This is a genomic window from Pseudomonas sp. PS02288, assembly GCF_029959715.1.
Lineage (GTDB): Bacteria > Pseudomonadota > Gammaproteobacteria > Pseudomonadales > Pseudomonadaceae > Pseudomonas_O > Pseudomonas_O kuykendallii.
In genome coordinates this window covers 84,390-106,927 of sequence record NZ_JASCPA010000006.1, presented here as the reverse complement: position 1 = coordinate 106,927, position 22,538 = coordinate 84,390, and the positions used below count along the sequence as shown (strand labels likewise).

At 66.1% G+C, this 22,538-nt stretch carries 20 protein-coding genes; 9 read left to right on the top strand and 11 right to left on the bottom strand.

Annotated features, from left to right (window positions below; genetic code table 11):
- Positions 1–34 precede the first annotated feature (34 nt).
- Genes QMX85_RS04805 through QMX85_RS04795 form a run of 3 tightly spaced genes read left to right on the top strand, consistent with a single transcriptional unit; the run spans position 35 to position 3,591 of the window.
- Positions 35–697: a paraquat-inducible protein A gene (locus QMX85_RS04805; RefSeq protein ID WP_282339058.1), complete on the top strand. Its 663-nt coding sequence runs from the start codon at positions 35–37 to the stop codon at positions 695–697.
- A complete protein-coding gene (locus tag QMX85_RS04800; RefSeq protein WP_282339054.1) occupies positions 684–1,307 on the top strand; it encodes a paraquat-inducible protein A in 624 nt (207 codons plus the stop codon). The genes QMX85_RS04805 and QMX85_RS04800 overlap by 14 nt, the downstream gene beginning before the upstream one ends.
- Entirely contained in the window at positions 1,300–3,591 is a 2,292-nt protein-coding gene (locus QMX85_RS04795) for an MlaD family protein (protein WP_282339053.1), read from the top strand. Before QMX85_RS04800 ends, QMX85_RS04795 begins: the two co-directional genes overlap by 8 nt.
- 143 nt (positions 3,592–3,734) lie before the next feature.
- On the opposite strand, the gene mksF is transcribed toward QMX85_RS04795, so the two are convergent.
- The 3 genes from mksF to mksB all read right to left on the bottom strand — a co-directional run bounded on the left by mksF (position 3,735) and on the right by mksB (position 8,609).
- Positions 3,735–6,542, bottom strand: a complete 2,808-nt coding sequence (gene mksF / locus QMX85_RS04790; protein WP_282339052.1) for an Mks condensin complex protein MksF — start codon at positions 6,540–6,542, stop codon at positions 3,735–3,737.
- Complete coding sequence (gene mksE / locus QMX85_RS04785) at positions 6,539–7,216, bottom strand: Mks condensin complex protein MksE (protein ID WP_282339051.1); 678 nt, start codon at positions 7,214–7,216, stop codon at positions 6,539–6,541. Before mksE ends, mksF begins: the two co-directional genes overlap by 4 nt.
- A 154-nt stretch (positions 7,217–7,370) precedes the next feature.
- Positions 7,371–8,609 carry an Mks condensin complex protein MksB gene (gene mksB, locus QMX85_RS04780; protein WP_282339050.1) on the bottom strand — a complete coding sequence of 413 codons (1,239 nt, stop codon included), beginning with the start codon at positions 8,607–8,609 and terminating at the stop codon, positions 7,371–7,373.
- 232 nt (positions 8,610–8,841) lie between these two features.
- On the opposite strand from mksB, the gene QMX85_RS04775 reads away from it, so the two are divergent.
- Both QMX85_RS04775 and rimI read left to right on the top strand, forming a co-directional pair.
- Positions 8,842–9,636 (top strand): energy transducer TonB, encoded by a 795-nt coding sequence (locus QMX85_RS04775; protein WP_282339049.1) that lies wholly within the window; start codon positions 8,842–8,844, stop codon positions 9,634–9,636.
- Between the two features lie 7 nt (positions 9,637–9,643).
- Positions 9,644–10,099 carry a ribosomal protein S18-alanine N-acetyltransferase gene (rimI, locus tag QMX85_RS04770; protein ID WP_282339048.1) on the top strand — a complete coding sequence of 152 codons (456 nt, stop codon included), beginning with the start codon at positions 9,644–9,646 and terminating at the stop codon, positions 10,097–10,099.
- Positions 10,100–10,183: 84 nt separating this feature from the next.
- Here rimI and QMX85_RS04765 read toward each other — a convergent pair whose 3' ends face one another.
- A complete protein-coding gene (locus QMX85_RS04765) occupies positions 10,184–10,717 on the bottom strand; it encodes a phosphotransferase system, HPr-related protein (RefSeq protein ID WP_282339047.1) in 534 nt (177 codons plus the stop codon).
- 118 nt (positions 10,718–10,835) lie between these two features.
- Between QMX85_RS04765 and otsB the strand changes: the two genes are divergently transcribed.
- The 3 genes from otsB to can all read left to right on the top strand — a co-directional run bounded on the left by otsB (position 10,836) and on the right by can (position 13,740).
- Entirely contained in the window at positions 10,836–11,618 is a 783-nt protein-coding gene (gene otsB / locus QMX85_RS04760) for a trehalose-phosphatase (protein ID WP_282339046.1), read from the top strand.
- A complete protein-coding gene (gene otsA / locus QMX85_RS04755) occupies positions 11,615–13,024 on the top strand; it encodes an alpha,alpha-trehalose-phosphate synthase (UDP-forming) (RefSeq protein WP_282339045.1) in 1,410 nt (469 codons plus the stop codon). The genes otsB and otsA overlap by 4 nt, the downstream gene beginning before the upstream one ends.
- A 77-nt stretch (positions 13,025–13,101) precedes the next feature.
- On the top strand, positions 13,102–13,740 hold the full coding sequence (gene can / locus QMX85_RS04750; protein ID WP_282339044.1) for a carbonate dehydratase: 639 nt from the start codon (positions 13,102–13,104) through the stop codon (positions 13,738–13,740).
- A gap of 3 nt (positions 13,741–13,743) precedes the next feature.
- Here the strand turns inward: can and QMX85_RS04745 are convergent, their stop codons facing one another.
- From QMX85_RS04745 to QMX85_RS04735, 3 genes are all read right to left on the bottom strand, one after another.
- A complete protein-coding gene (locus QMX85_RS04745; protein ID WP_282339043.1) occupies positions 13,744–14,736 on the bottom strand; it encodes a GlxA family transcriptional regulator in 993 nt (330 codons plus the stop codon).
- Positions 14,737–14,822: 86 nt separating this feature from the next.
- Positions 14,823–15,476 carry a DJ-1/PfpI family protein gene (locus QMX85_RS04740; RefSeq protein WP_282339042.1) on the bottom strand — a complete coding sequence of 218 codons (654 nt, stop codon included), beginning with the start codon at positions 15,474–15,476 and terminating at the stop codon, positions 14,823–14,825.
- 200 nt (positions 15,477–15,676) lie between these two features.
- The gene (locus tag QMX85_RS04735; protein ID WP_282339041.1) at positions 15,677–15,955 is read right to left on the bottom strand and encodes a hypothetical protein; all 279 of its coding nucleotides are present in this window, start codon (positions 15,953–15,955) and stop codon (positions 15,677–15,679) included.
- 450 nt (positions 15,956–16,405) lie between these two features.
- Between QMX85_RS04735 and QMX85_RS04730 the strand changes: the two genes are divergently transcribed.
- Positions 16,406–16,657 (top strand): BrnA antitoxin family protein, encoded by a 252-nt coding sequence (locus tag QMX85_RS04730; RefSeq protein ID WP_282339040.1) that lies wholly within the window; start codon positions 16,406–16,408, stop codon positions 16,655–16,657.
- A 120-nt stretch (positions 16,658–16,777) separates the two neighbouring features.
- Here the strand turns inward: QMX85_RS04730 and QMX85_RS04725 are convergent, their stop codons facing one another.
- The 4 genes from QMX85_RS04725 to QMX85_RS04710 all read right to left on the bottom strand — a co-directional run bounded on the left by QMX85_RS04725 (position 16,778) and on the right by QMX85_RS04710 (position 21,820).
- Positions 16,778–18,079, bottom strand: a complete 1,302-nt coding sequence (locus QMX85_RS04725; RefSeq protein ID WP_282339038.1) for an MFS transporter — start codon at positions 18,077–18,079, stop codon at positions 16,778–16,780.
- A gap of 45 nt (positions 18,080–18,124) precedes the next feature.
- Positions 18,125–19,282 (bottom strand): tricarballylate utilization 4Fe-4S protein TcuB, encoded by a 1,158-nt coding sequence (gene tcuB / locus QMX85_RS04720; protein ID WP_282339036.1) that lies wholly within the window; start codon positions 19,280–19,282, stop codon positions 18,125–18,127.
- Positions 19,269–20,723 (bottom strand): FAD-dependent tricarballylate dehydrogenase TcuA, encoded by a 1,455-nt coding sequence (gene tcuA, locus QMX85_RS04715; protein ID WP_282339034.1) that lies wholly within the window; start codon positions 20,721–20,723, stop codon positions 19,269–19,271. The genes tcuB and tcuA overlap by 14 nt, the downstream gene beginning before the upstream one ends.
- A gap of 161 nt (positions 20,724–20,884) precedes the next feature.
- Positions 20,885–21,820: a LysR substrate-binding domain-containing protein gene (locus tag QMX85_RS04710; RefSeq protein WP_282339033.1), complete on the bottom strand. Its 936-nt coding sequence runs from the start codon at positions 21,818–21,820 to the stop codon at positions 20,885–20,887.
- Positions 21,821–22,538 lie beyond the last annotated feature (718 nt).

The window sequence follows — 22,538 nt, the reverse complement described above, 5'->3', positions numbered from 1 at the left end:
CCGAAACTGGATGCTGGACTGCCGAGCCTTGCCAATGCCTGATACGGCCGATTCCCGGTCTCTTGCCGAGCGCCCGCTCGACGAACTGATCGCCTGCCACGAGTGCGATCTGCTGATGCTCAAGCCCAACCTGGCGCTGGGGCAGAAGGCGATCTGTCCGCGTTGCGGCTACGAGCTCTACACCCACCGCCACGCCGTCGTGTCGCGCAGCCTGGCGCTGGTCCTGGCAGCGCTGCTCCTCTACTTCCCGGCCAACTTCCTGCCAATCATGCGGCTGGATCTTCTCGGCCAATCGAGCATCGACACCATGTGGGGCGCCGTGCTCGGTCTGTACGGCGCCGACATGCCGGAAGTGGCGGTGCTGGTGTTCCTCTCCAGCATGGGCGTTCCGTTGCTCAAGCTGCTCTGTCAGCTACTGGTGCTACTGAGCATTCGCTTGAAGATGGGACGCAGCCATGGCCTGGTGCTGTATCGCATCTACCACGAGCTGCGCGTGTGGGGGATGCTCGAGGTATACCTGCTGGGCATATTGGTGGCGATCGTCAAGCTTGGCGATATCGCGCACCTGGCCGTAGGCACTGGGCTCGTGTGCTTCGTTTCGCTGCTGTTGCTGCAGGTCTGGCTGGAGGTCGTGATGTCGCCACACCAGATATGGGAAGCCCTGGCGGGCGAGGAGGACGGCCATGCGCGCGCTTGATGCCGGAATCCTCGTCTGTACCGAGTGTCATCACTTGAATGCGCGTGATGACGAGCAGGAGCGGCAGTACTGCTCACGCTGTGGCGCGCACGTCACCCCGCGGCGGATCAACAGCCTGGCGCGTACCTGGGCATTGCTGGTTACCGCGACGATCCTCTACATCCCCGCCAACGTGCTGCCGATCATGACGGTGAGCACCTTCGGTAATGGCGCGCCCTCGACGATCATGTCCGGTGTGGTGGAGCTGGCGCATCACGGCATGTTCCCGATTGCCGCCCTGGTGTTCATCGCCAGCATCCTGGTGCCGACCTTCAAGCTGGTCGGCATCGCGCTGCTTCTTTATTCGGTGCAGCGCCGCCAACCGCTTTCGGCGCGCAAGCGCATCCTGATGTATCGCTTCATCGAGTGGATCGGCCGCTGGTCGATGCTGGATATTTTCGTCATCGCCATCCTCGTCACGGCCGTGAATTTCGGCGCGTTCGCGCGGGTTGAAGCCAATCCGGGCGCGGTCGCCTTCGCCTGCGTCGTGGTATTGACCATGCTCGCCGCGATCACCTTCGACCCTCGCCTGATCTGGGATAACACGGAGCCGTACCAAGACCATGAGTGATCTGCCCAAAGCCAGGATTCGCCCCGCCTCCAACTGGTCCGTGATCTGGGTGCTGCCCCTGATCGCGCTGCTGATCGGCGGATGGCTCGCCTACCGCGCCTTCAGTGAGGCCGGCATCGAAATCAAGGTCCACTTCGAGAGTGGCGACGGCATCCAGGCCAACAAGACCGAGCTGATCTATCGCGGCATTTCGGTGGGCACGGTGACCGACCTGCATATCGCGGACGACATGAAGGGCGTCATCGCCACCATCGAGATCAAGAAGGAGGCCGAGCCCTACCTCAGCAAGGGCACGCGCTTCTGGTTGGTCAAGCCGCGTATCTCCCTGGGCGGCGTGACCGGGCTGGAGACGCTGGTCTCCGGCGTTTACATCGCCATCGAGCCGGCCCAGGGCGAGCCGGAGCGCGAGTTCGTCGCATTGAAGGAGCCGCCGGGAATGTCCGATGACCTGCCCGGCCTGCACATTACCCTGAAGGCCGAGCGCCTCGGGTCTCTTGAGCAGGGCAGCCCGGTCTATTACAAGCAGATCCAGGTCGGCCAGGTGAAGAGTTACGCCCTGGGGGCGGACCAGAAGACCATCGAGGTGAAGGTCCACATCGATCCCGAGTACGCGCAACTGGTGCGCAAGCACACGCGCTTCTGGAATGCCGGTGGGGTAACGGTCTCGGGAGGATTGTCGGGCTTCAAGGTGCGCACCGAGTCGCTGCTCAGCATCGCCGCCGGTGGCATCGCCTTCGCCACGCCTGACCATCGCCAGGACAGCCCGCCCACCGACCCGCGGCTGCCGTTCCGCCTGTACGAGGACTACGAGGCCGCCGAGGCTGGCGTCAAGGTCAAGCTGCACATCCGCGATGTCAGCGGCATGCAGGAAGGTCGTACCGCCGTCATGCTGAATGGCGTACAGGTCGGCACCTTGAAGAAACTGGAAATGGGCGAGCACTTCACCGAGGCGACCGCCGAGCTGAGCATGGACCCGCGCACCGAGGAGATGCTCAACGAGAACACCGAGTTCTGGGGCGTGAAACCCTCGATCTCCCTCGCCGGGATCACCGGCCTGGAAGCGCTGGTGAAGGGCAATTACATCGCTGTGCGGTTCGGCAAGGGTGATTCGCCGTCGCGCGAGTTCACCATCCGCGCCAAGGCGCCGCCGCTGAACACCGATGCGCCCGGCCTGCATCTGGTGCTGACCACCGACCGCCTCGGTTCGCTGGATATCGGCAGCGCCGTGCTCTACAAGCAGATGCGCGTCGGCAGCGTGCAGAGCTACCAGCTGTCGCGGGACCAGCAGCGCGTGGTGGTGGGCGTGCACATCGAGCCCGAATACATGCACTTGGTCAACGAGTCCACGCGCTTCTGGAACGCCAGCGGGGTTTCGCTCAAGGGTGGGTTGTCCGGGATCGAAGTGAAGAGCGAGTCCCTGCAGACGCTGGTCACCGGCGGCATCGCCTTCGCCACCCCGGACTCCAAGGCCAAGGCGGTGACCGGTGTGCGGCGCTTCGACCTGTTCGAGGACGAGGCCAAGGCGCTGGCGGTGGGCACCGTGCTGGAGATCGGTGTCGAGAGCGCCGAGGGCTTGCGCGAAGGTACGCCGATCCGCTTCAAGGGGCTCGAGGTCGGCAAGGTGGAATCGCTGACTTTGAACAAGGACCTCAGCGGCGTCCTGCTCAAGGCGCGGATCACCGAGGCCGAAGCGCGTATCGCCCGCGAGGGTACGAAGTTCTGGGTGGTCAAGCCGGAGTTCGGCCTGGCGCGCACGGCCAACCTGGATACGCTGATCGGCGGCCAGTACCTGGAAGTGCAGCCCGCCCAGCGCCCCGGTGCACCGCAGATGCGCTTCACGCTGAGCAAGGCGCCGTCGCTCGACGCGGTTCGCGAGGAAGGCCTGCACCTGGTGCTCAGCGCCGCACGGCGCGGCTCGTTGAAGCCGGGCGCGATCATCAGCTATCGCCAGGTGCCGGTGGGCAAGGTGACCGACTTCGAGCTGGGCCCGACCTCTGACCGGGTACTGATCCACGCGCTCATCGAGCCGCGCTATGCGCCTCTGGTTCGCAGCGGGAGCCGCTTCTGGAATGCCAGCGGGTTCGGCGTCGACGCCAGCCTGTTCAAGGGCGTGCAGGTGCGCACGGAGTCCTTCGAGGCGATGCTGGAGAGCGGTATCGCCTTCGCCACGCCGAACAATCCGGAGATGGGCGGACCGGCGAGGCCGGGACAGACCTTCGCGCTGTTCGATGGTGCGGAGGACGCCTGGCTGCAGTGGGCGCCGAAGATCAAGCTGGAGAAGTAGGGCTGCCGAACGATCCGTCGTAACGCAGCGAGCGTGGGGCCGATGTCGGATCACGCTTGCAGGATGGACTTCAGCCCGTCGCCTGGAGGTCCGTCAGGTGGTGGGAGGGTGGGCTGAAGCCCACCCTACGGTCGAGCAACGGATCAGGCCGGCTCGGCAGCCACCGGCTCGCGGCGGGCGATGAACTTCCAGTCGGCTTCGTCGATGTAGATGCCGTTGGGGCCGCTGCCGCCTTCCAGGTCGATGGCGCAGTGCGCCGAGACCTGCGGTTTCACCGAGGCGAGAATCGGTACGAAGCCGAGCTGCAGGCTGGTCTCGATCAGCGCCTGCTGGTTGCGCTCGTCGATGTCCGCCGCCTCGTCGAGGTAGTACGGCAGGCGCACGCGCCCGGCCTGCTCGCGGTCCATCAGGTGCAGCAGCAGGTACATGTTGGTCAGCGCCTTGATGGTCATGGTGGTACCGTTGGACGCCGCGCCGTCGATGTCGGTGTGGATCACCGGCTGGCCGCCGACCTTGGTGATCTCGAACGCCAGCTCGAACAGGTCCTTGAGACCGAGCTGGTTGTGATTCGCCGCCACCAGCCGCGCCAGGTACTCCTTGGCTTCCTCGTTCTTCGCATCCTGGTCGCCGCTGTGCTGCAGGTCGAAGACCGACAGCGTCTCGCCTTCCTCGTACTGCCCGGCGCTGTGGATGATCTGGTCGATGTGCCGGAGGGCGTCCTTGTTCGGCGCCAGCACGATGCGGAAGCTCTGCAGGTTGGAGACCTGGCGCTTGTTGATCTCGCGGTTGAACAGCGCCAGCTGGTGTTCCAGGTTGTCGTAGTCGCTGCGGATGTTGCGCAGGGTGCGGGCAATGTCGGTGACCGCCGCACGTCTGGCCTTCGCCAGCGTGAGGGCTTCGTCCTGGCGGTGCGCGTAGGCGTTGATCAGCAGGTGCAGGCGTCGCTCGACATCGTCCTCGCTGTCGAACTTCGCCACGCCCTTGAGGCGTACCTGGGCGTAGAGCGCCTCGATCTGGCCGTCGATGCGCTGCAGCGCCTGCCAGCTGTCCTGGTAGTCGCCCAGCAGCGGCAGCAGGTTGTCCAGCGAGTCGTCCACTGGGTCCATGAACGGCGTGCCGAACGGCAGGTCGGCCGGTAGCAGCTGGCGGCGGCGCAGCGCGTCTTCCAGGGTGCGCTCCTTGGCTTCCAGGTCGCCGAGCTGGCGGCCGATCAGCTGCAGCTTGGCCGACAGCTGCTGGACGCGCTCGGTGAAGGCATCGCTGGAGCGCTTGAGTTCGTCCTGCGCGGCTTCGTGCTGGGCGAGCTGCTCGAGCTTGGTCTGCTCCTCGGCGGCCAGCGTCTGGCTGCGGCGGAAATCCTCCAGTGCCTTCTGCGCATCCAGCACCGCCTGGTACAGCGCCTCGGCCTGCGCCTTGCTCGCGGCGCGGTCGGCCGCGACGGCCTGCTGGGTCTTGAGCTGCTTCAGCTCGCGCTCGAGGCGATCCTTCTGGTCGCGCAGGGCGGCGCGGTCGGCCAGCGCCTGCAACGCCGGCGGTTCGATGTGCGAGAGGTCGATGGACAGGCCGGGCACTTCGAAGCGCTCGCCCTTGAAGGCGTCCAGCACCGCCTCGACGGATTTTACCCAGGCCTCGCCATCGTCCACGCGGATGCCTTTTTCGCCCAACGGCAGGCTGAACAGCTGGCCGTTGAACAGGCGCATCAGGCGATCGACATCGGCCTGGGAGAACTCCTCGCGCAGCCGCGAATAGCTGTTGTTGTCCGCATGGTCGAGCTGCTGCTTCACCGACTTCAGGCGTTTCTCCAGGTCGGCGAGACGTTCCACCAGATCCTCGCTGCTGAATTGCCGCGCCTGCGCCAGTGCGCCGGCCAGCTCGTCATGCGCGTCCTTGGCGGCCAGCAGCTGCTGTTCCAGCGGCGCGGCACTGTCCACCAGGGCGAAACGGTTCTTCAGTACCGCCAGTTCGCCGAGCCAGCGCTGGATCTCGCTGATCTCGCGCTCCAGGCGCATCAGTTCGCTGGTGTCGCCGCGCTGCGCGTGCTGCAGGTTGTCCTGCTCGCCACGATAGTGCTCGGCCTGGATCAGCAATTCCTCCTTGCGGGCGTCGGCATAGTCGTGCCAGGCGCCCAGCAGGTTGTCGAGCAGCGGCGAGACGCGGTGCAGCTTGCCGCGCAGCAGCTCGCGTTGCGCCACGCCGGCGGCCAGCGCCTCGACCAGCGGGCCGGCAGCCACCAGTGCCTGGTAGTCGCCCTCCATGCGGCGCACGTCGCGGAACGCCTCCTCGGTGGCGGCGATGTAATCGACGCTGCCCGAACGCAGGCTGTGCTCGAAGGCATCGAGGAACAGCTGCTTGAGCTTGGCCGCGGTGATCTCGCGCATGTGCAGCAGGTTGATGAACAGCGCGCGGAAGGTCTTCAGGCTCTGCTCGCTGGTGGAGCGCAGCGGGATCAGCGTGAGGTCCAGCGGAATCGAGGTGTGCCCGCCGACCAGCAGCCGGCGCAGCTCCTCAGGCTTGAGTTCGTAGGCCTTGATGCCCTCGCGCTCCAGCGCGTTGAACAGCTCGCGCTGCCTCAGGCAGGTGCCGTCCTTCTGGTAGTGCGCCAGGTCCAGCGAGCCGGCGTAGGCGAAGAACTGGTGGCCGAAGCCGCCGCCCGGCCCGCGTCCGGCCACGCCGATGACGTGCGGCCCGTGGGGCAGGGCGACCTCGACGAGGATGTAGCTGGTGTCGGAGGCGAAGTAGAAGCGCCGCGACTGTTCCAGGCTGTACTTGCCGAAGCTCATGTCCGACATGCGCGCGAGGATCGGGAACTGCAACGCGTTGATCGACGCCGACTTGCCGAGGTTGTTGGCGCCGTAGACCGACAGTGGGTTTTCCAGCGGGAACAGGCCGAGGCTGTAGCCGGCGGTGTTCAGCAGGGCGAAGCGGCGGATGCCGTAGCGTTCCTGGCTCATGCTTCAAACTCCTGTTCTGCGGCGATGGCGCGGGCCAGCGCTTCTTCTTCGGATTCTTCCGCGGTCTCGATGACCAGGATCTCGTCTTCCTCCTCGGCCACCAGCACCGGCGTCGGCAGCGGCAGGTCGCTGTGCAGCGCGGCGGCCAGGTCGCGGTCCTGCTGCACGGCAAGGCACACGTCGAGGAAGCGGTGCATAGGCGCGAGGAAGCGGTACACGCCGTTGTCCTCGCTGGCGAAGCCGAGTTGGGTCAGGCGGCGCATGACCTTCTCTTCAAGCTCTTCCTGGGTGGTGACTTCGGCCTGAAGGAACAGGTCCTTGTACTTCTCCAGCAGCGGCGGCAGCTCGTCGCGCCCGAGGCTGCCGCCGTCGAGCACGGCGAGCGGGTCTCGGCCACCGTCGGCGAGGTGCTCGACGAGGATGAAGGTGAACAGCGCCAGGCGCTGGGCGGTCTTGTTCACCTGCGCGCCCATCTGCTCGGGCACGAAGTAGTAGAAGCCACGGGTATCGCAGACCAGCTCGAAGCCGAGCGCCTTGAACAGCGCACGGTACTGGTCCTGCAGGTTGGACAGCTGGGCGTAAAGCTCCGGGTCGCGGCGGCTGACATGGTAGCCCTTGAACAGCTCGCGGAAGATCGGCGCCAGCTGGGTCATTTCTTTCAGATCGATGTTCATACGCAATGCTCACGGGCAGTCGTAGGATGCGCGGTGCGCATCAGGTCGTCGGTTGCGGTGCGCACAGCGCACCCTACGGGCTGCGTAGGGTGCGCCGTGCGCACCGTGCAGCCGCGGGTGGCGCCGCTGGCGGTCGGTCGATTCGGTCGAGTGCTCAGGGCGCAGCTCCGATGAGGGCGAACGAGCTGAGGCTGACCCGGTGTTCGGCGGTCAGGTAATCGCGGCGCTCCAGGCGTTCGCGCTGGAAGCGCGCGTCGCGGGACAGGCGCGAGAACCAGTAGAGCAACTCGTCGGTGGCGCCTTCGGGTTCCTGTTCCAGCAGCCAGAGCATCAGGTCCGGCAGCGGCAGGGCGTCCTCGCAGCGCTCGAGCATTTCCCGCGCGGTGCGTGGCGCGCGCGGCGAGTCCCCCTTGCGCGTGCCGCTGGCCCGGGGGAACTGCGCTGGCTTGGGCTCGAATCGCGCCAGCGCATAGACGTAGGCCTCGACCTGCGATGCGCTGCCGAGGAAGGTGCTCTGCGGCCGGCTATGCAGCGGCAGCGAGGCCTGCGGCACGGCGTCGAGGCCTTTCTTGCGGATCGCCGACAGCGCCAGCGCGGCGCCCCGCGTCACCGCGTTGTGCCGGCGTGCTTCCTCGCGCAGCGGCAGTAGCAGTTCGCGGGCGCGGCGCAGGGTCAGCTGGGCCGTGGTCTGCATCTCCAGGATGCGTGCGTGGGTGCGCAGCAGCAGGTCGTCGTCGACCAGCTGGCCAAGGCGCTGCTGTTCGCCGAGCAGGCGCAGCAGCACCTGCTCGACGCGGCGCACGCCCTGCTCGAAGGCGCCATCGGCGGCGACCAGCTGGATCATCGGTTCGACGTACTCGTCCCAAGTCGCCAGCACTTCGGCATAGCGCTGGCGCAGCGGAATCTGCCGGTCGCTGGTCTTCGCCCGGTCGGCCACGCCGATTAGCGCCTGTTCGTCGTTGGCGAGCTTCTTCAGTACGTCGCGCACGCGCATGTCGAGCAGGCGCAGCTGGCGCGCCAGGTCCTGGCCGTCGCGCACTTCGAAGGCATCCTGGATGTAGCCGGCGAGGCGTTCCAGATGGCGCAGGTAGGCCTCGATCTCCAGGCACAGGCCGAGGCGGTGCTCGCGGCGCAGGTAGGCGAGGAAGTCGTGGATCTGCGCGTTCAGCTCAAAGCGGTTCGGGCTCTTGGCCACCGGCACCAGGATGTCCAGGCGAATCCACTGGTCGAGCAGGGCGGTGACGTCAGTGGGCGTGCCTTCGGGCAGTTGCGCGGTGAGCTGCAGGCGCAGCTCGACCAGGCTCAGGGTGCCGGCATCGAAGCGCTCGCAGAGCGGCTCAAGCAACGTCCAGTGTTCGGCGAGGGCGCGCAGCACGCGCTTGGGATCGATCATCGAAAGCGGTTCGGTCGTCACGGATAAGGCCGGCGATTGTACTGCAATGCACCCTCCGGGTCGGTACGCCGATGACGAAAAGCGGGCGTTCTGGGCGACCGTCCATGCCGCGGACTTTCCGCGCGCCAGGGTTTCCGGCGACAATCGCCGCCCGTGTCAGGCCGCGTCGCGACCGCCAGGAATTCGCCATGAGCTGCAACCGTCCTCTTTCCCTCCGCCCGGTGCCCGCGCCGTGATCGCCGAGCAGCGCCGCCGCGCCTACCTCAGCGCCATGCAGGTGGGCGTCTGGCTGCCGCGTGTCGAGCTGCCGTTCGCCGCGCCGTCGCGCCTGCCGCTGCTGGAACCCGGGGACGAACCGGTGGAACTGGGCGAGGAGGCCGCGCCAGCGGTGGGTGTTGCGCCGAGCGCCGCGGCGCCCGTCACGCCTCCCACTGCCGCGCCGGCGCCGAGCGAAGCGCCGCGCCCCCGCGTGGAGATGCCGCGTCCGGCCGTTGCGCCGGTGGAAACCCGCAGCGAAACGCCGAGCGCGCCCGCCGCTCTGCCGCCGCCGCGTTTCGCCCTGCAACTGTTGCGCGCTGGCGACTGTTTGCTGTTGGTCGAACTGCCCACCGGCGAGCCGTTCCAGAGTCGCGACCCGGCCTACCTGCTGCTTCGGGACATGCTGCGCGCCGCCGGCCTGCCGGACAGCCCGCTGCAGGTCGGCGACGGCGAACCGATCCGCTGGCCGCTGCTGGTGCGCGGCGGCATGGACCAGGGCCCGGAAGCCGCGCGCGACTACGTGCAGGGCGTACTCGCCGGCGAACTCGAGCAGGGCGGGCGCTGCACCTGGCTGATCGGCACGCCGGCACTGCGTTTCGCCGGCGAAGTGGACGAAACCGCGTACAACCGCGAGGTGCAGGTCGACGGTCTCGGCGTGCTCTGGGCACTGCCGGGGCTGGAACTCTTGATCGACGAACCGGCCCGCAAGGGTGAACTGTGGAAAGCCATGCGCCGGCTCATGCCGCGCTGGCTGTCGCAGCCTGAATGAGAGCGTCATGAGCGACACGCTGACCTTCCGCCGGATGACCGAGGCGGACCTCGACGCCGTGCTGGCCATCGAGAACGCCGCGTTCAGCCATCCCTGGACCCGCGGCATCTTCCTCGACAGCATCAAGTCCTACGAGTGCTGGATGATGTTCGAGGGCGACCGCCAGGTGGGCCACGGGGTGATCAACATGATCCTCGATGAAGCGCACCTGCTGAACATAACCATCGGCCCGCAATTCCAGGGCCGCGGCCTTGGCCTGCACCTGCTGGAGCAACTGATGCGGCGCGCCCGCGAGTGCTCGGCCAACGAGTGCTTCCTCGAACTGCGCGCCTCCAACCTGCCGGCGTATCGCCTGTACGAGCGCTACGGCTTCAACGAGATCGGCCGCCGCCGCGGGTATTACCCCGCCGAAGGCGGTGGGCGCGAAGATGCGCTGGTGATGGCCTGCACGCTGCTCGAGTGAGCGAGGCCGTCTTCCGCCTCGCGCAGGCGCAGAAGCAGAAAACGAAAAAGGGCCGCTAAGCGGCCCTTTTGCATCGCGGGATCGTCACTCCGGTTTCACGTCCCGCGCCGAGTCCAGCGGCGCTTCGCCGGCCAGTTCCTCGTCGCTCATGCCCAGCTCGTCGGTGCGCTCGTCGCGTTCGCTGCGCAGGGGTTCACTGGGTTTCCAGGGTTTGCCATCGAGGGGATGGACGCGTGCTTCCTGGGCTTCGTCGAGCCCGCCGCCGGCCCCGATCTCCGCTTCGTCGACGATGCTCAGGTCATAGTCGGCCGCGTCGCCGCTGCCCGGCTCGCCGGCATCACGGGCGGCCGTTTCGTCGAGCAGGGTTTCCGGGCTCAGGTCGTCCATCGTCACGCCGTCTTCGTGCTCGTCCGGGCCGAGCGCCTCGCCGCCGCTCATGCCGGCTTCGCGGACGCGCTTGTCGGGGAATTCGCGTTCCAGCTCGGCGGCGGGTCGAGTGTCGCCGGCGCGGCCTTCGTGCTGATCGTCATCGTTGAAGTCCAGCGGGTGGACGGATCCCATGCGGTCCTCGGTATCGTCGATTTCCTGGGGGACGTAGGGTTTGCGCTCGGTACTCATGGCGGTCTCCTCGGATTGGCGCTGTCGAGGGTGTGACCGGGAGGGGCGGTGAAGATTCAGGCAGCCAGCCGGACGGCGAGCCCCGGAACAACCCGGGCTTGCGGGCAGTCACACCCACATGAACGATTTTTCCCCAAGCAGCGGATCGGACCTTGATCGCTGGGCTTTTTTCTTCGACGTCGACGGCACGCTGGCAGACATTCAGCCCCGCCCCGAGCTCGTTTTCATTCCCGAAACCACCCTCGAGGCGTTGGCCGAACTGCAGCGCCGCGGCGCCGCGGTGGCGGTGATTTCCGGCCGCCCGCTGGCGCAGATCGATCAGCTTCTGCAGTCGCTCGAGTTGCCGGCCGCCGGTGTGCACGGCGCCGAGCGGCGGCGGGCCGATGGTGAGTTGCAGGCGTCGGATCTCGACCTGGCGGCATTGGACGGCGTCGAGGGCGAGCTGGAAGCGGCCTGCAGCGAGTACCCGGCCCTGCGCCTGGAGAACAAAGGCATCGCCTTCGCCCTGCATTACCGTGAGGCCCCCGAGCTGGAGGACGTCGCCCGGCAGATCGCCGAGTCCTTCGTCGCCCGATATCCACGCCTGCTCAGCCTGCAGCCGGGAAAGTGCGTGTACGAACTCAAGCCGAAGGGCGCAAACAAGGGCGAGGTGATCCGGCGCTTCCTGGACGAGGAGCCCTTCCGCGGCCGTGTGCCCGTGTTCGTCGGCGACGACCTCACCGACGAGGCGGGTTTCGCCGTGGTCAACGCGCTGGGCGGGCTGTCGATCAAGGTCGGCGAGGGCGCCAGCGTGGCGCAGCGGCGGTTGCTCTCGGTCGCCGCGGTCGGCGAGTGGATCGCCGCACGCCTTACCCAACCCCTTAGCGACATCGACAAGAATTATTCGGAGAAACGGTTATGAGTCGTCTGGTGGTGGTATCCAACCGGGTCGCCCCGATCAAGGAAGGCAAGGCCGTGGCCGGCGGTCTGGCGGTGGGCGTATTCGACGCCCTGCGCGATTCCGGTGGCGTGTGGTTCGGCTGGAATGGCGAAGTCACAAGCCAGCCCAAGCTGGTCTGCGAGACCGTGGGCAGCATCACCTACGCCACGATCGGCCTGAACAAGCGCGATTACGACCAGTATTATCGGGGCTTTTCCAACGCCACGCTGTGGCCGATCTTCCACTACCGCATCGATCTGGCGCGCTACAACCGCGATGAATACGAAGGCTACCGGCGGGTCAACCGCATGCTCGCCGAACAGCTCAAGCCGCTGCTGCAGCCCGACGATGTGCTCTGGATCCACGACTACCACCTGATTCCGTTTGCTGAGGAATGCCGCCAGCTGGGCATTCGCAACCGCATCGGCTTCTTTCTGCACATACCTTTCCCCGCTCCGGAGATACTCACCGCGATCCCGCCGCACAACGAGCTGCTCAAGACTTTCTGTTCCTATGACCTCATCGGCTTCCAGACCGAGGTCGACCGCCAGGCCTTTGAGGACTACATCGCCCGCGAGGTGCGCGGTCTGATCGGCGCGGACAACGCCATGACCGCCTACGGCCACGATTTCCGCGCCAAGCACTACCCGATCGGTGTGATGCCGGACGAGATCCGCAAGACCGCCGAGTCCTACCGTGGCCGCCGCAATATGATCGGTCGGCGCGAGTCCGGCGAGCCCTGCGAGACGATCATCAGCGTCGACCGCCTGGATTATTCGAAGGGGCTGGTGGAACGCTTCGGCGCGTACGAAGAGCTGCTCGACCGCTTCCCGCAGCACCGGCGCCAGGTCCAGTTCCTGCAGATCGCGCCGACCTCGCGATCCGATGTGAAGACCTACCAGCATATCCGCCAGCAACTCGAGACCCAGGCGGGGCACATCAACGGCCGCTATGCCGACCTCGACTGGATGCCGCTGCACTACCTGAACAAGAGCCACGAGCGGAAGATCCTCATGGGGCTGTTCCGCGCGGCGAGGATCGGCCTGGTCACGCCGCTGCGCGATGGCATGAACCTGGTCGCCAAGGAGTACGTCGCCGCGCAGAACCCGGATGACCCCGGCGTGCTGGTGCTATCGCGCTTCGCCGGAGCGGCGCGCGAGTTGAGCTCGGCGGTGATCGTCAACCCATACGACCGGGTCGGCATGGCCGAGGCGCTGGACCGCGCGCTGCGCATGCCGCTGGAGGAGCGCAAGGACCGCTACGAAAGCATGATGAGGGTGATCCGGGAGAACGACTTGGCCGGCTGGCGCGACAATTTCCTACGCGACTTGCGCGGCCCCGCCTCGCGCCCCGTGCTGCTGCGCCAGACGCCCGCCCGCGCGGTGTGACGCCTGCCGGCCGTGGCTTGTCAAAGCCCGCGACCGGTTCGCAAGATGCGACTCCGGCGACGACAGGGGTAGCGACGATGAGCGATCTAAAGCAGCTGTTCGACAACAACGAACGCTGGGCCGAGGCAATCAAGGAGGAGGACCCGCAGTTCTTCGCCAAGCTGGCCAAGCAGCAGGCGCCCGAGTACCTCTGGATCGGCTGTTCCGACGCCCGCGTGCCGGCCAACGAGATCGTCGGTTTGCTGCCCGGCGACCTGTTCGTCCACCGCAACGTCGCCAACGTGGTGCTGCACACCGATCTTAACTGCCTTTCGGTGGTCCAGTACGCGGTCGACGTGCTCAAGGTGAAACATATCCTGGTCACCGGCCACTACGGTTGCGGCGGCGTGCGTGCGGCGATGCGCGATGACCAGCTGGGTCTGATCGACGGCTGGCTGCGCACCATCCGCGACCTTTACTACGAACAGCGCGAGCACATCGCCCAGTTCCCCACCGAGGAACAGAAGGTCGACCGCCTCTGCGAGCTGAATGTGATCCAGCAGGTGGCCAACGTCAGCCACACCACCATCGTCCAGAACGCCTGGCACCGCGGCCAGAGCCTGTCGGTGCACGGCTGCATCTACGGAATCAAGGACGGGCGCTGGAAGGACCTCAACGTGACCGTCGCCGGTCTGGAACAACTGCCCTCGCAATACCGCCTGCGCCCGCAAGCCTGACGGCTAGGCGAAGCGCTCCGCGTAGGCCTGCGGGCTGACGGACAGGTGCTTCTGGAAGGTGCGGCGCAGGTTCTCCGGGTGGCCGAATCCGGTCAGCCGCGCCACGCTGCCGATCGAGCAACTGGCGTCCTGCAACAGCGCGCGCGCCGCCTCCAGGCGAATCTTCTCCACATAACGCCCCGGCCCCATGCCCAGCTCGCGGACGAACACCCGCGACAGCGTGCGCGGCGCCATGCTCGCGCGGTCGGCCAGCGCCTCCAGCGAGAGGTCTTCGCCCAGGTGCGCCGGAATCCACTCTAGCAGGGCCGCCAGGCGCGGCACCGTGCGGTTCTGTTCGGCGAGCAGCGGGCTGAACTGCGCCTGATCGCCGGGCCGGCGCAGGAACATCACCAGCCTTCGCGCCACCGCCAGGGCCAGCGGCCGGCCGAGGTCGGCCTCCACCAGAGCCAGCGCCAGGTCGATGCCGGCGGTGATGCCGGCCGAGGTGAAGATATGCCCATCGCCGTCGCGGTTGCGCGGGTCGTAGGTGTGCAGCCGCTCGCCCTGCACGCGCACGCCCGGGTACTGGCGCAGGGCGTCGAGGTCGTCCCAGTGGGTGGTTGCCGCATGGCCGTCGAGCACTCCCGCGGCGGCGAGGATCAGCGCGCCGGAACACACCGAGCCGAGCCGCCGCACCCGGCTTTCGGCAAGCCGCAGCCAGGCGAGCAGGGCAGCGTCGGCGCAGGGCGCGTGGATGTCCATGCCGCCGGGCACCAGCAGGGTGTCCAATTCGCCAGGGTCGACCTCGGGCCAGGCGCGGTCGACGCACAGGCGCAGGCTGGCGGACGTAGCGACCGGCTGCAGGTCGGCGCCCAGCAGGCTGAGGGCATAGGCCGGCGGCAGGCCGTGGCGACGACGCTCCTCGTTGGCCGAGGCGAACACCTGCAGCGGGCCAGTGACGTCCAGCCCGACCACCTGGGGAAAGATCAGGCAGGCAATCTGTCGCGGCGGATTCATCGCAGGTTTCCTCATGAACGGTGACCCAGTATGGCGTGTGGCCATATTTGCGGACAGTCCACGATTATCGCCACTTTCATGTCCCTTTAGCTGCGCGCGTCGGCGTTCCAGTCGTACTGCATCTGCCGCGCGGTGGCTTTGGCCGCCGCCAACCCGAGTACGCGACCGACCAGGTGCAGGCTCATGCCGATGCCGGCTGAGATTCCGGCGGAGGTGAGCAGCTTTCCGTGGTCGACGAAGGGCACCGAGCCGACCACCTCCAGCGCTGGAAAGCTCGAGCGCAGGTCGTCGAGGTCCTCCCAGTGGGTGGTCGCGGTGAGGCCGTCGAGCAGGCCGAGCCTGGCCAGCAGGAACGCGCCGGTGCAGACCGAGGCCGTGATCGCCGCGCGGCCCGCGTTCTCGCCGATCCAGCCCAGGGTCGCGGCATCCTCCAGCGGCTGGCTGACCACGCCGCCGGGCACGATCAACAGGTCCAGCGCCGGGTGTTCGCCGAACGCCGCGCCGGGCACCACCTGCAGGCCATGCCGCGCGGCGACCGGTTCCGAGGTCGCGGCGACGGTGGTCATGCGGAACGCCGGGTGGCCGAGCAACCCGTCGCGAGCCGCGACGCGGGACGCCACGGAAAACACTTCGAACGGACCGGCGAAATCCAGCACCTCGACACCGGGGAACAGCAGGATGCCGACCTCCAGAGGACGACCGGTAACGGTTTGGGCTAGGGATTCGTGTGGATTGTGCATGGGCAGCTCCGCAGAAGATTCATGGCTGCGATCATCCCTTCGCCTGCGGTTGGCGAGAATGACAATAGGCCCACGGAAATGGCCATTCACTCATCGCGAACAGGGACGACGACGAATGAAGGACCATCCCCGAGCCGAACGGCGGGCATAAAAAAGGGCTTCCTCGGAAGCCCTTTCAACAGCTGGTCACGGTCGCCGGGCTATTTTTTCTCTGCCGGCTTGCCGAGCTGGATGCTCTTCACCGTTTCTTCCTGGAATTCGTAATGCGTTGCGGTGGGCGGCGCCGAACCCGGCGCGGGCGGGGTGATCGGTGCTGGCGCGAACGCCGGGGCGGGCGGCGGCGCGTCGCTGCCGAAGACCGGCTTGCCGTTGAAGCGCACCGACTGCAGGAATTCGTTGAAGGTCGGCGGCAACTGGCCGGCGAAATGCGAGACGAAGACCCATCCGGCGGCCACTCCCAGTGCCAGGGCGGCGATCAAACCCCAGGGGGCGCTCTTTCTTCGACGCAGGTGCGAGGGGGCGTCGTTTTTTTCTGCTTGCATCCTGATCTCTTCGCGGTATCCGGCCGGTCAGCCGTAGGCCCGCAATTATGCCGCGCCGGCCACGGTGCGGCAGCAAACTTCGCGAGGTAAACGGGCGGATCGCCAACTGGCGGGCAAAGAAAAGCCCGCGGGAGGGCGGGCTCAAGCCGTAACAAACACAAAGGAGTTACTTGCGTCAGAAAGAGACGTTACAGGGCGCAGTGTGAAGGATTCGTGAAACGCGTTGGCGCTGCCAACGGCATCTCCCCGGACGGGCTTGTCACCCTCGAAAGCCGCGAATTTGGCGGTCCAGGGAATTCCCCGCCGCTCCGGCTTGTCCGAACCGGTAGCGCAAAGAAAACTGGAGCAGAGCAGATGGACAGAAGAAACCGACCAACCGAAGCTCCCATGCCGCTCGCGCGGCAACAGGCCAGGGAGCTCGCTACCGAACGCCTGCTGGCCGAACTCTTCGGTAGCGCCGATGGCGAGGAGTCCGATATCGGCGCAAGGCCAGCCCCTAGCAGGGAAGTCAGCCTGCACCTCGACACCGAAGTCCTCGCCGCCTTCCAGGAAACCGGCACCGACTGGCAAACCCGCATCAACAAGGCCCTCGCCCATTGGCTGGCCGAGCATGATCCGAAGGAATTGAGCCGCGCGTGAACGCCCGCTGACCACCTCGGCAACGCCCCAACGAAAAGGGCCTGCCTTTCGGCAAGCCCTGCATCTGTCCGGGTGGACCTCGGTTCACGCCTGTCCGGCTGGCGACAGGCGGCCGGACAACTAGACGGCCCCGACCGCCAGCGCTTTTTGCCGACGATACAGAATCGTCGTCGCCGTGAACCCGCACATCGCCGCGAACATCAGCCAGCAGGCCGGGGACGCCTTGTCGCCCGTCGCCTGGACGAGCAGCGTCGAGATCGCCGGGGTGAAACCGCCGAACACCGCGGTGGCCAGGCTGAACGCCAATGAAAACCCGACTACCCGCACGTTCTGCGGCATGACCTCGGTGAGCGCGGCGACCATCGCGCCGTTGTAGATGCCGAAGAAGAACGAGAAGTACAAAAGGACGGCGAGCAGCCGTTCGAAACTCGCCGCCTCCGCCAGCCAGTGCATGGCGGGGTAGGCGGTGAAGATGCACAGCAGCGATATCGCCAGCAGCAGTGGACGGCGGCCGAGGCGGTCGGAGAGGGTGCCGCCGATGGGCAGCCAGATGAAGTTGCTGACGCCGACCAGCAGCGTGACCATCAGGCTGTCGGTCGCGCTCAGATTCAGCACGGTCCTGCCAAAGGTCGGGGTGTAGACCGTGATCAGGTAGAAGGTGGTGGTGGTCATGGAGGCCAGCAGGCCGCCGGCCAACACGGTGCTCCAGTTGTCCCGCATCGAGCGGAAGACTTCGCGCGTGGTGGGACGATGGCTACGGGCTTTGAAGGCCGCGGTTTCTTCCAGCGAACGGCGAATGATGAAGATGAAGGGGATGATCAGGCAGCCGATGAAGAACGGAATACGCCAGCCCCAGGCGGCGATTTCGGTGGTTTGCATCGTAGCGTTGAGGGTGTAACCCAAGGCCGCCGCGACGACTATGGCCACCTGCTGGCTGGCCGATTGCCAACTGGTATAGAAGCCGGTGCGACCGAGCGTGGAAATTTCCGCCAGGTACACGGAGACGCCGCCCAGTTCCGCGCCGGCGGAAAAGCCCTGCAGCAGCCTGCCCAACAGCACCAGGATCGGCGCGGCCACGCCGATGCTGGCATAGCCCGGCACCAGGGCGATCAGTACGGTCCCGCTGGCCATGATCGAGAGCGTCACGATCAGCCCCTTGCGCCGGCCCACTTCGTCGATGTACGCCCCCAGCACGATGGCGCCCAGCGGACGCATCAGGAATCCGGAACCGAAGACCGCGAAGGTCATCATCAGCGAGGCGAACTCGCTGGTGGCAGGAAAGAAGGTCTGGGAGATGTAGGTGGCGTAGAAGCCGAACAGGAAGAAGTCGAACTGCTCGAGAAAGTTGCCGCTGGTGACCCGCAGGATGGCGCCCAGTTTGGACCCGCGGGACGGGGTTGTTGCCGTTGTCGTTTTCATCATGGCTACCGTTGCTCACTATTGTTTTTGAAATGAGTGCCTTGACCGTCAGTCGCTTGCGGCGTTGATCGGGTTGGGTTGACGCTTTTCGATGGCGTGCTTGAGCAGCGCTGCGCTGCGGAAGATGCCGTGGGCGAACTTGCTGTAGGGCATGGTCAGGAAAAACGCCATGACCAGGCCGAGATGGAGGGCGAGCATCGCGCCCAGGGCGCTGGTGTCGCGCAGGGCGAGTAGCGCCAGGCCGCTTGCGCTGACCAGAAACAGCAGTGCGATGAAGCCGCGATCCATGGGTTTTTGCTTCTCGTCGCCGTGCGCGGGGTCGCGGCGCAGGTTCAGCCAGAGGAGACCCGCCGGACCGATCAGCAGGCCGATGCCGCCGGCGATACCTAACATCACCGGCACGCTGAAGATCGGGTAAGGCGCCGGCCACTTCAGCAGGTAGTGGAAGAGCGTGGCGACACCGGTGGCGGCGAAGCACAGCATGAAGCCGTAGAAGGTCAGGTGGTGGAACCGGCGGCGCCACAAGGTGAAGCGATCGTCGGCGTTGTTGCAGCCTTCGCCGTGGCCGCCATCCAAGTACTTCAGCGTCGCGACGTTGGCCGTGGCTTCAAGAGCCGCGGAGGTTTTCAGCGGCACTGGCGCCGCCGGCGGTGAAACGTTGCGCCAGAAGCGCCGCACACCCAGCGTCAGTGCGAGTACCGCGAAGCCGAACACCGAGCCGAACATGAGCGCCAGGGTGTTGTGCGGGAAAATCCGATAGAAGTCGCCGCCGGGAACGACCGTGAACAGGTTGCCCATGAGCATCAGGGTCAGGCACAGGAACAGCGCCAGTCCTGCGCCGGACGCCAGCGCCAGGGTCAGGCCGTTGCGCTTGTACAGCTTACCCATCGCCCGCGGCCAGGCGTATTCGGCGTAGGTGTCCAGGCGCACCTTGGCCATGGCCTTGGGTACGTTGACGTCGAACTCGTGGGGGGCGGCGTATTGGCAGGCGTGCAGGCACGCACCGCAGTTGTGGCACAGGTTCGCCAGGTAATGAATGTCTGCCTGGGCGAACTCCAGGCGACGGGTCATCGCCGGAAACACCGCGCAAAAGCCTTCGCAGTAGCGGCAGGCATTGCAGATGGTCATCTGCCGCTGGACTTCACGTTCGTCTAGATTCAGCAACGGGATCAGACCGCCCGACATGTGTGGATCAAACAGCTGCATGGCGAGGCTCCGTGTGTGCAGATGAAATGCCACAGCCGGCCGAAGCGGCCGCCTGCACGCCGGCGATGCGGCCGAACGCGGTGCCGATGGCCATGCCGATGCCGGCGGTGTAGCCCTTGCCGAGGACGTTGCCGGCCATCATTTCTCCCGCGACGAACAGGTTGGGGCTCGCCTTGCCGTTGAAGTGCACGGCGGCGGTTTCGTCGGTGGCGAGGCCGAGGTAGGTGAAGGTGACGCCCGGTTTGAGTGGGTAGGCGTAGAACGGCGGTTTCACCAGTGGCCGCGCCCAGTGGGTCTTGGCGGGCAGCAGGCCCTGGGTGTGGCAGTCGTCCAGCGCCGTGTGATCGAAGGTGCCGATGCGGCAGGCGGCGTTGTAGTCCTCGACGGTCTTGACGAATCGCTCCTGCGGCAGCTTCAGCAGGCGGGCGAGGTCGTGCAGGGTGTTGGCGGTGGTTCCGGGAAACACCGGCGGCATGAAGCGGCCGATGGCCTGCTGGTCGATGATCGAGTACGCCTGCTGACCGGGCTGCCCGGCCACCAGACGCCCCCAGATCGCGTAGCGCTTCGGCCAGAAATCCTCACCCTCGTCGTAGAAGCGCTCGCCGTCGCGATTGACCACCACACCCAGGGATACGCAGTCGATTCGGGTGCAGATGCCGCCGTCGTAGAGGGGCGCGCGGGCATCGATCGCGACCATGTGCGCTTGCGTAGGATCGCCGATCACATCGGCGCCGAGGTCGAGCATGCGGCGCAGGAGGATGCCGGTATTGAATCGGGTGCCGCGGATCAGGAAGTTGTCCGACGGCCATTCGCCGCGTTCGTTCTGGCCCCAGGCTTCGCGCAGCCATTCACGGTTGGACTCGAAGCCGCCGGCCGCCAGCACGCAGGCGCGGGCTTCGATGCGTTCCGCCGGGAAGCGCTGACCGTCGACCTCACGTTCGCCCACATGGGCGGCGACGAACCTGCCGTCATCCAGCTCGATGTCGGTCACAGGCACGCTGTAGCGAATCTTTACCCCCAGGCGCTCGGCGCTGCGGAAGTACGCATTGACCAGCGCCTTGCCGCCACCCATGAAGAAGGCATTGGTCCGCGCCACGTGCAGCGCGCCGGACAGCGGCGGCTGGAAGTGCACGCCGTGTGAGCGCATCCAGTCGCGACAGGAGGATGACGCCCGGATGGCAATGCGGGCGAGCTTTTCATCGGTGAGGCCGCCGGTGACCTTCAACAGGTCCTGCCAGTACTCCTCTTCCGGGTAGGCATCGACCAGCACGTCCTGCGGTTCGTCGTGCATGCAGCGCAGGTTGCGGGTGTGCTGGGAGTTGCCTCCACGCCAGATTTTCGGAGAAGCCTCCAGCAGCATTACGCTGGCGCCTGTTTCTCGCGCCATCAGAGCGGCGCACAAGGCAGCGTTGCCACCCCCTATGACTAAGACGTCGATCATTACCGTTCCTCGATGTGCAAGGAGGCGGAAACGAGTGCTCCTTGCGAGCGGGGTGAACGATAGGGCGGGGACTAAGGGGGTCGAAAGGCGGCTTTTGACGCGGGGTGTTTAGTTTTTCTAAAGGCTTGTCGGCAGGGAATGTCCTCTACGCGTGAAGAGGGTTACGCTTCGACTCCCTCCAGCCAGGTAGCGCCAGGCCATTGCTTGTCGACGACCAGCTGCCGCGCCACGTCGAGTATGACCAGCCGCGCGGCCAGCGCCGCCGGCGAGAGTTCATCATCGGCCAGCGTCGCCAGGAGGTTGCGCCGGCCCACATGCGGATCGGCAATCCGGATCAGCGAGAGTCCGGACCCGTCTTTCAGTGCAGCGGCCGCGCCCGGTTGTATGGTCGCCGCGTGACCGGCCCGAACGGCGTTCATCAACACGGCGAGGCCGTCGACCTCCATGATGACATTCGGCGTCAGTCCGACCCGCTCGAACGCGCTCATCAATGCCGAGCGCAATCCATGCTGGGCGCTGGGCATCACCAGCGGCAGGCCGCCCAACTCGGCCAACTGCACGCTGTCACCCGCCGGCGCCTGAGGCAGCTCGGGCGAAGCGATGACGAACAGCTTTTCGTCCAGCAGTGGCGTCACGCTCCAGCGTTTTCCCCCGTCGAGATGGAAGAGGATGGCGAGGTCGATTTGCCGTGCGTTGAGCTGCGCCGCCAGGTGGCCGGAGAGCATCTCCACCATATGCAGCTGGATGTCCGGATAACGCGCGCGCATGGCGTTGATCAACGGCAAGGCGAGCACCGTCGCGGTGGTCGGTGGCAGGCCGACACTGACATAACCGCTCATTCGCCCGCGATGGGCCGCCATGATCGCGTTTTCAGCCTGGCGCAGCGTGAGTTGGGCATGGTGCAGAAACGCGAACCCGGCGCTGGTGGGCGTGACGCCGGTGGAGGTCCTGTTCAGCAGACGGGTGCAGAGTTCGCTTTCCAGCTTGAAAACCTGCTGGCTGAGGGCCGACACGCCAACCTCCAGCTCAAGCGCCGCACGCCCCAGGCTGCCAAGCTCGACGATCTTCACGAAATAGCGCAGTTGTCTCAATTCCAAGGTGGCTGCTTCCTGCGAGTCTGTTGTCCGGCTGCCTGAACGGAGGCGCGGGCCTGTCGAGTGCCTGTTCCGGGCCGGCTTCTGCCTGCCGATCCTGGGCGAAATGCATCCCCGTGTTCACCGCTCACCCGATAGGGAAACCATCCGAGAGGGACCCTACGTTTCGGGCGGACGTCGGTAAAGCGATTTTGCAGCGCTTATCCGATGCCGAAGATCGCTCAACAGCCATAGGTATCTGCGTGCTAACTGGCCGGCTGCCGGCCGCGCTGGGAGGAGGGCAAATAAATGGCTCAAGAAGCCAGCTTCAATCCAGCGCATCGAGAGACGTGCGATTCCCGTCGGGAAGCGGGTTAGACCTGCGCGCAGCCGGATCGACGATCAATGGCGGATTCGCTGCGTGTGGCCTGATTCAGGGTCGCGGAACGTCCAAATCGTTGACTACCCCGAGGGGGCGCGCCATGGCAACCCAATGGCATCCATCCGGGAGAAGTTTCGCATGAGCCTGGACAGCCGGTAGTCGCCACCCCAAAACAAAAAGGGCCTACCTTTCGGTAAGCCCTTGATGTGTATGGTGGCTACGCAGGGACTTGAACCCCGGACCCCAGCATTATGAAAAAGCGCCACATCCCTCGGTAAAAGCCGGAAGCCTGTAAAGACGGGCGTTTAGGTGTCTCTACCGCTCCATTATCTGCCGTTAAAGGCCGGTTCGATTTGTTTT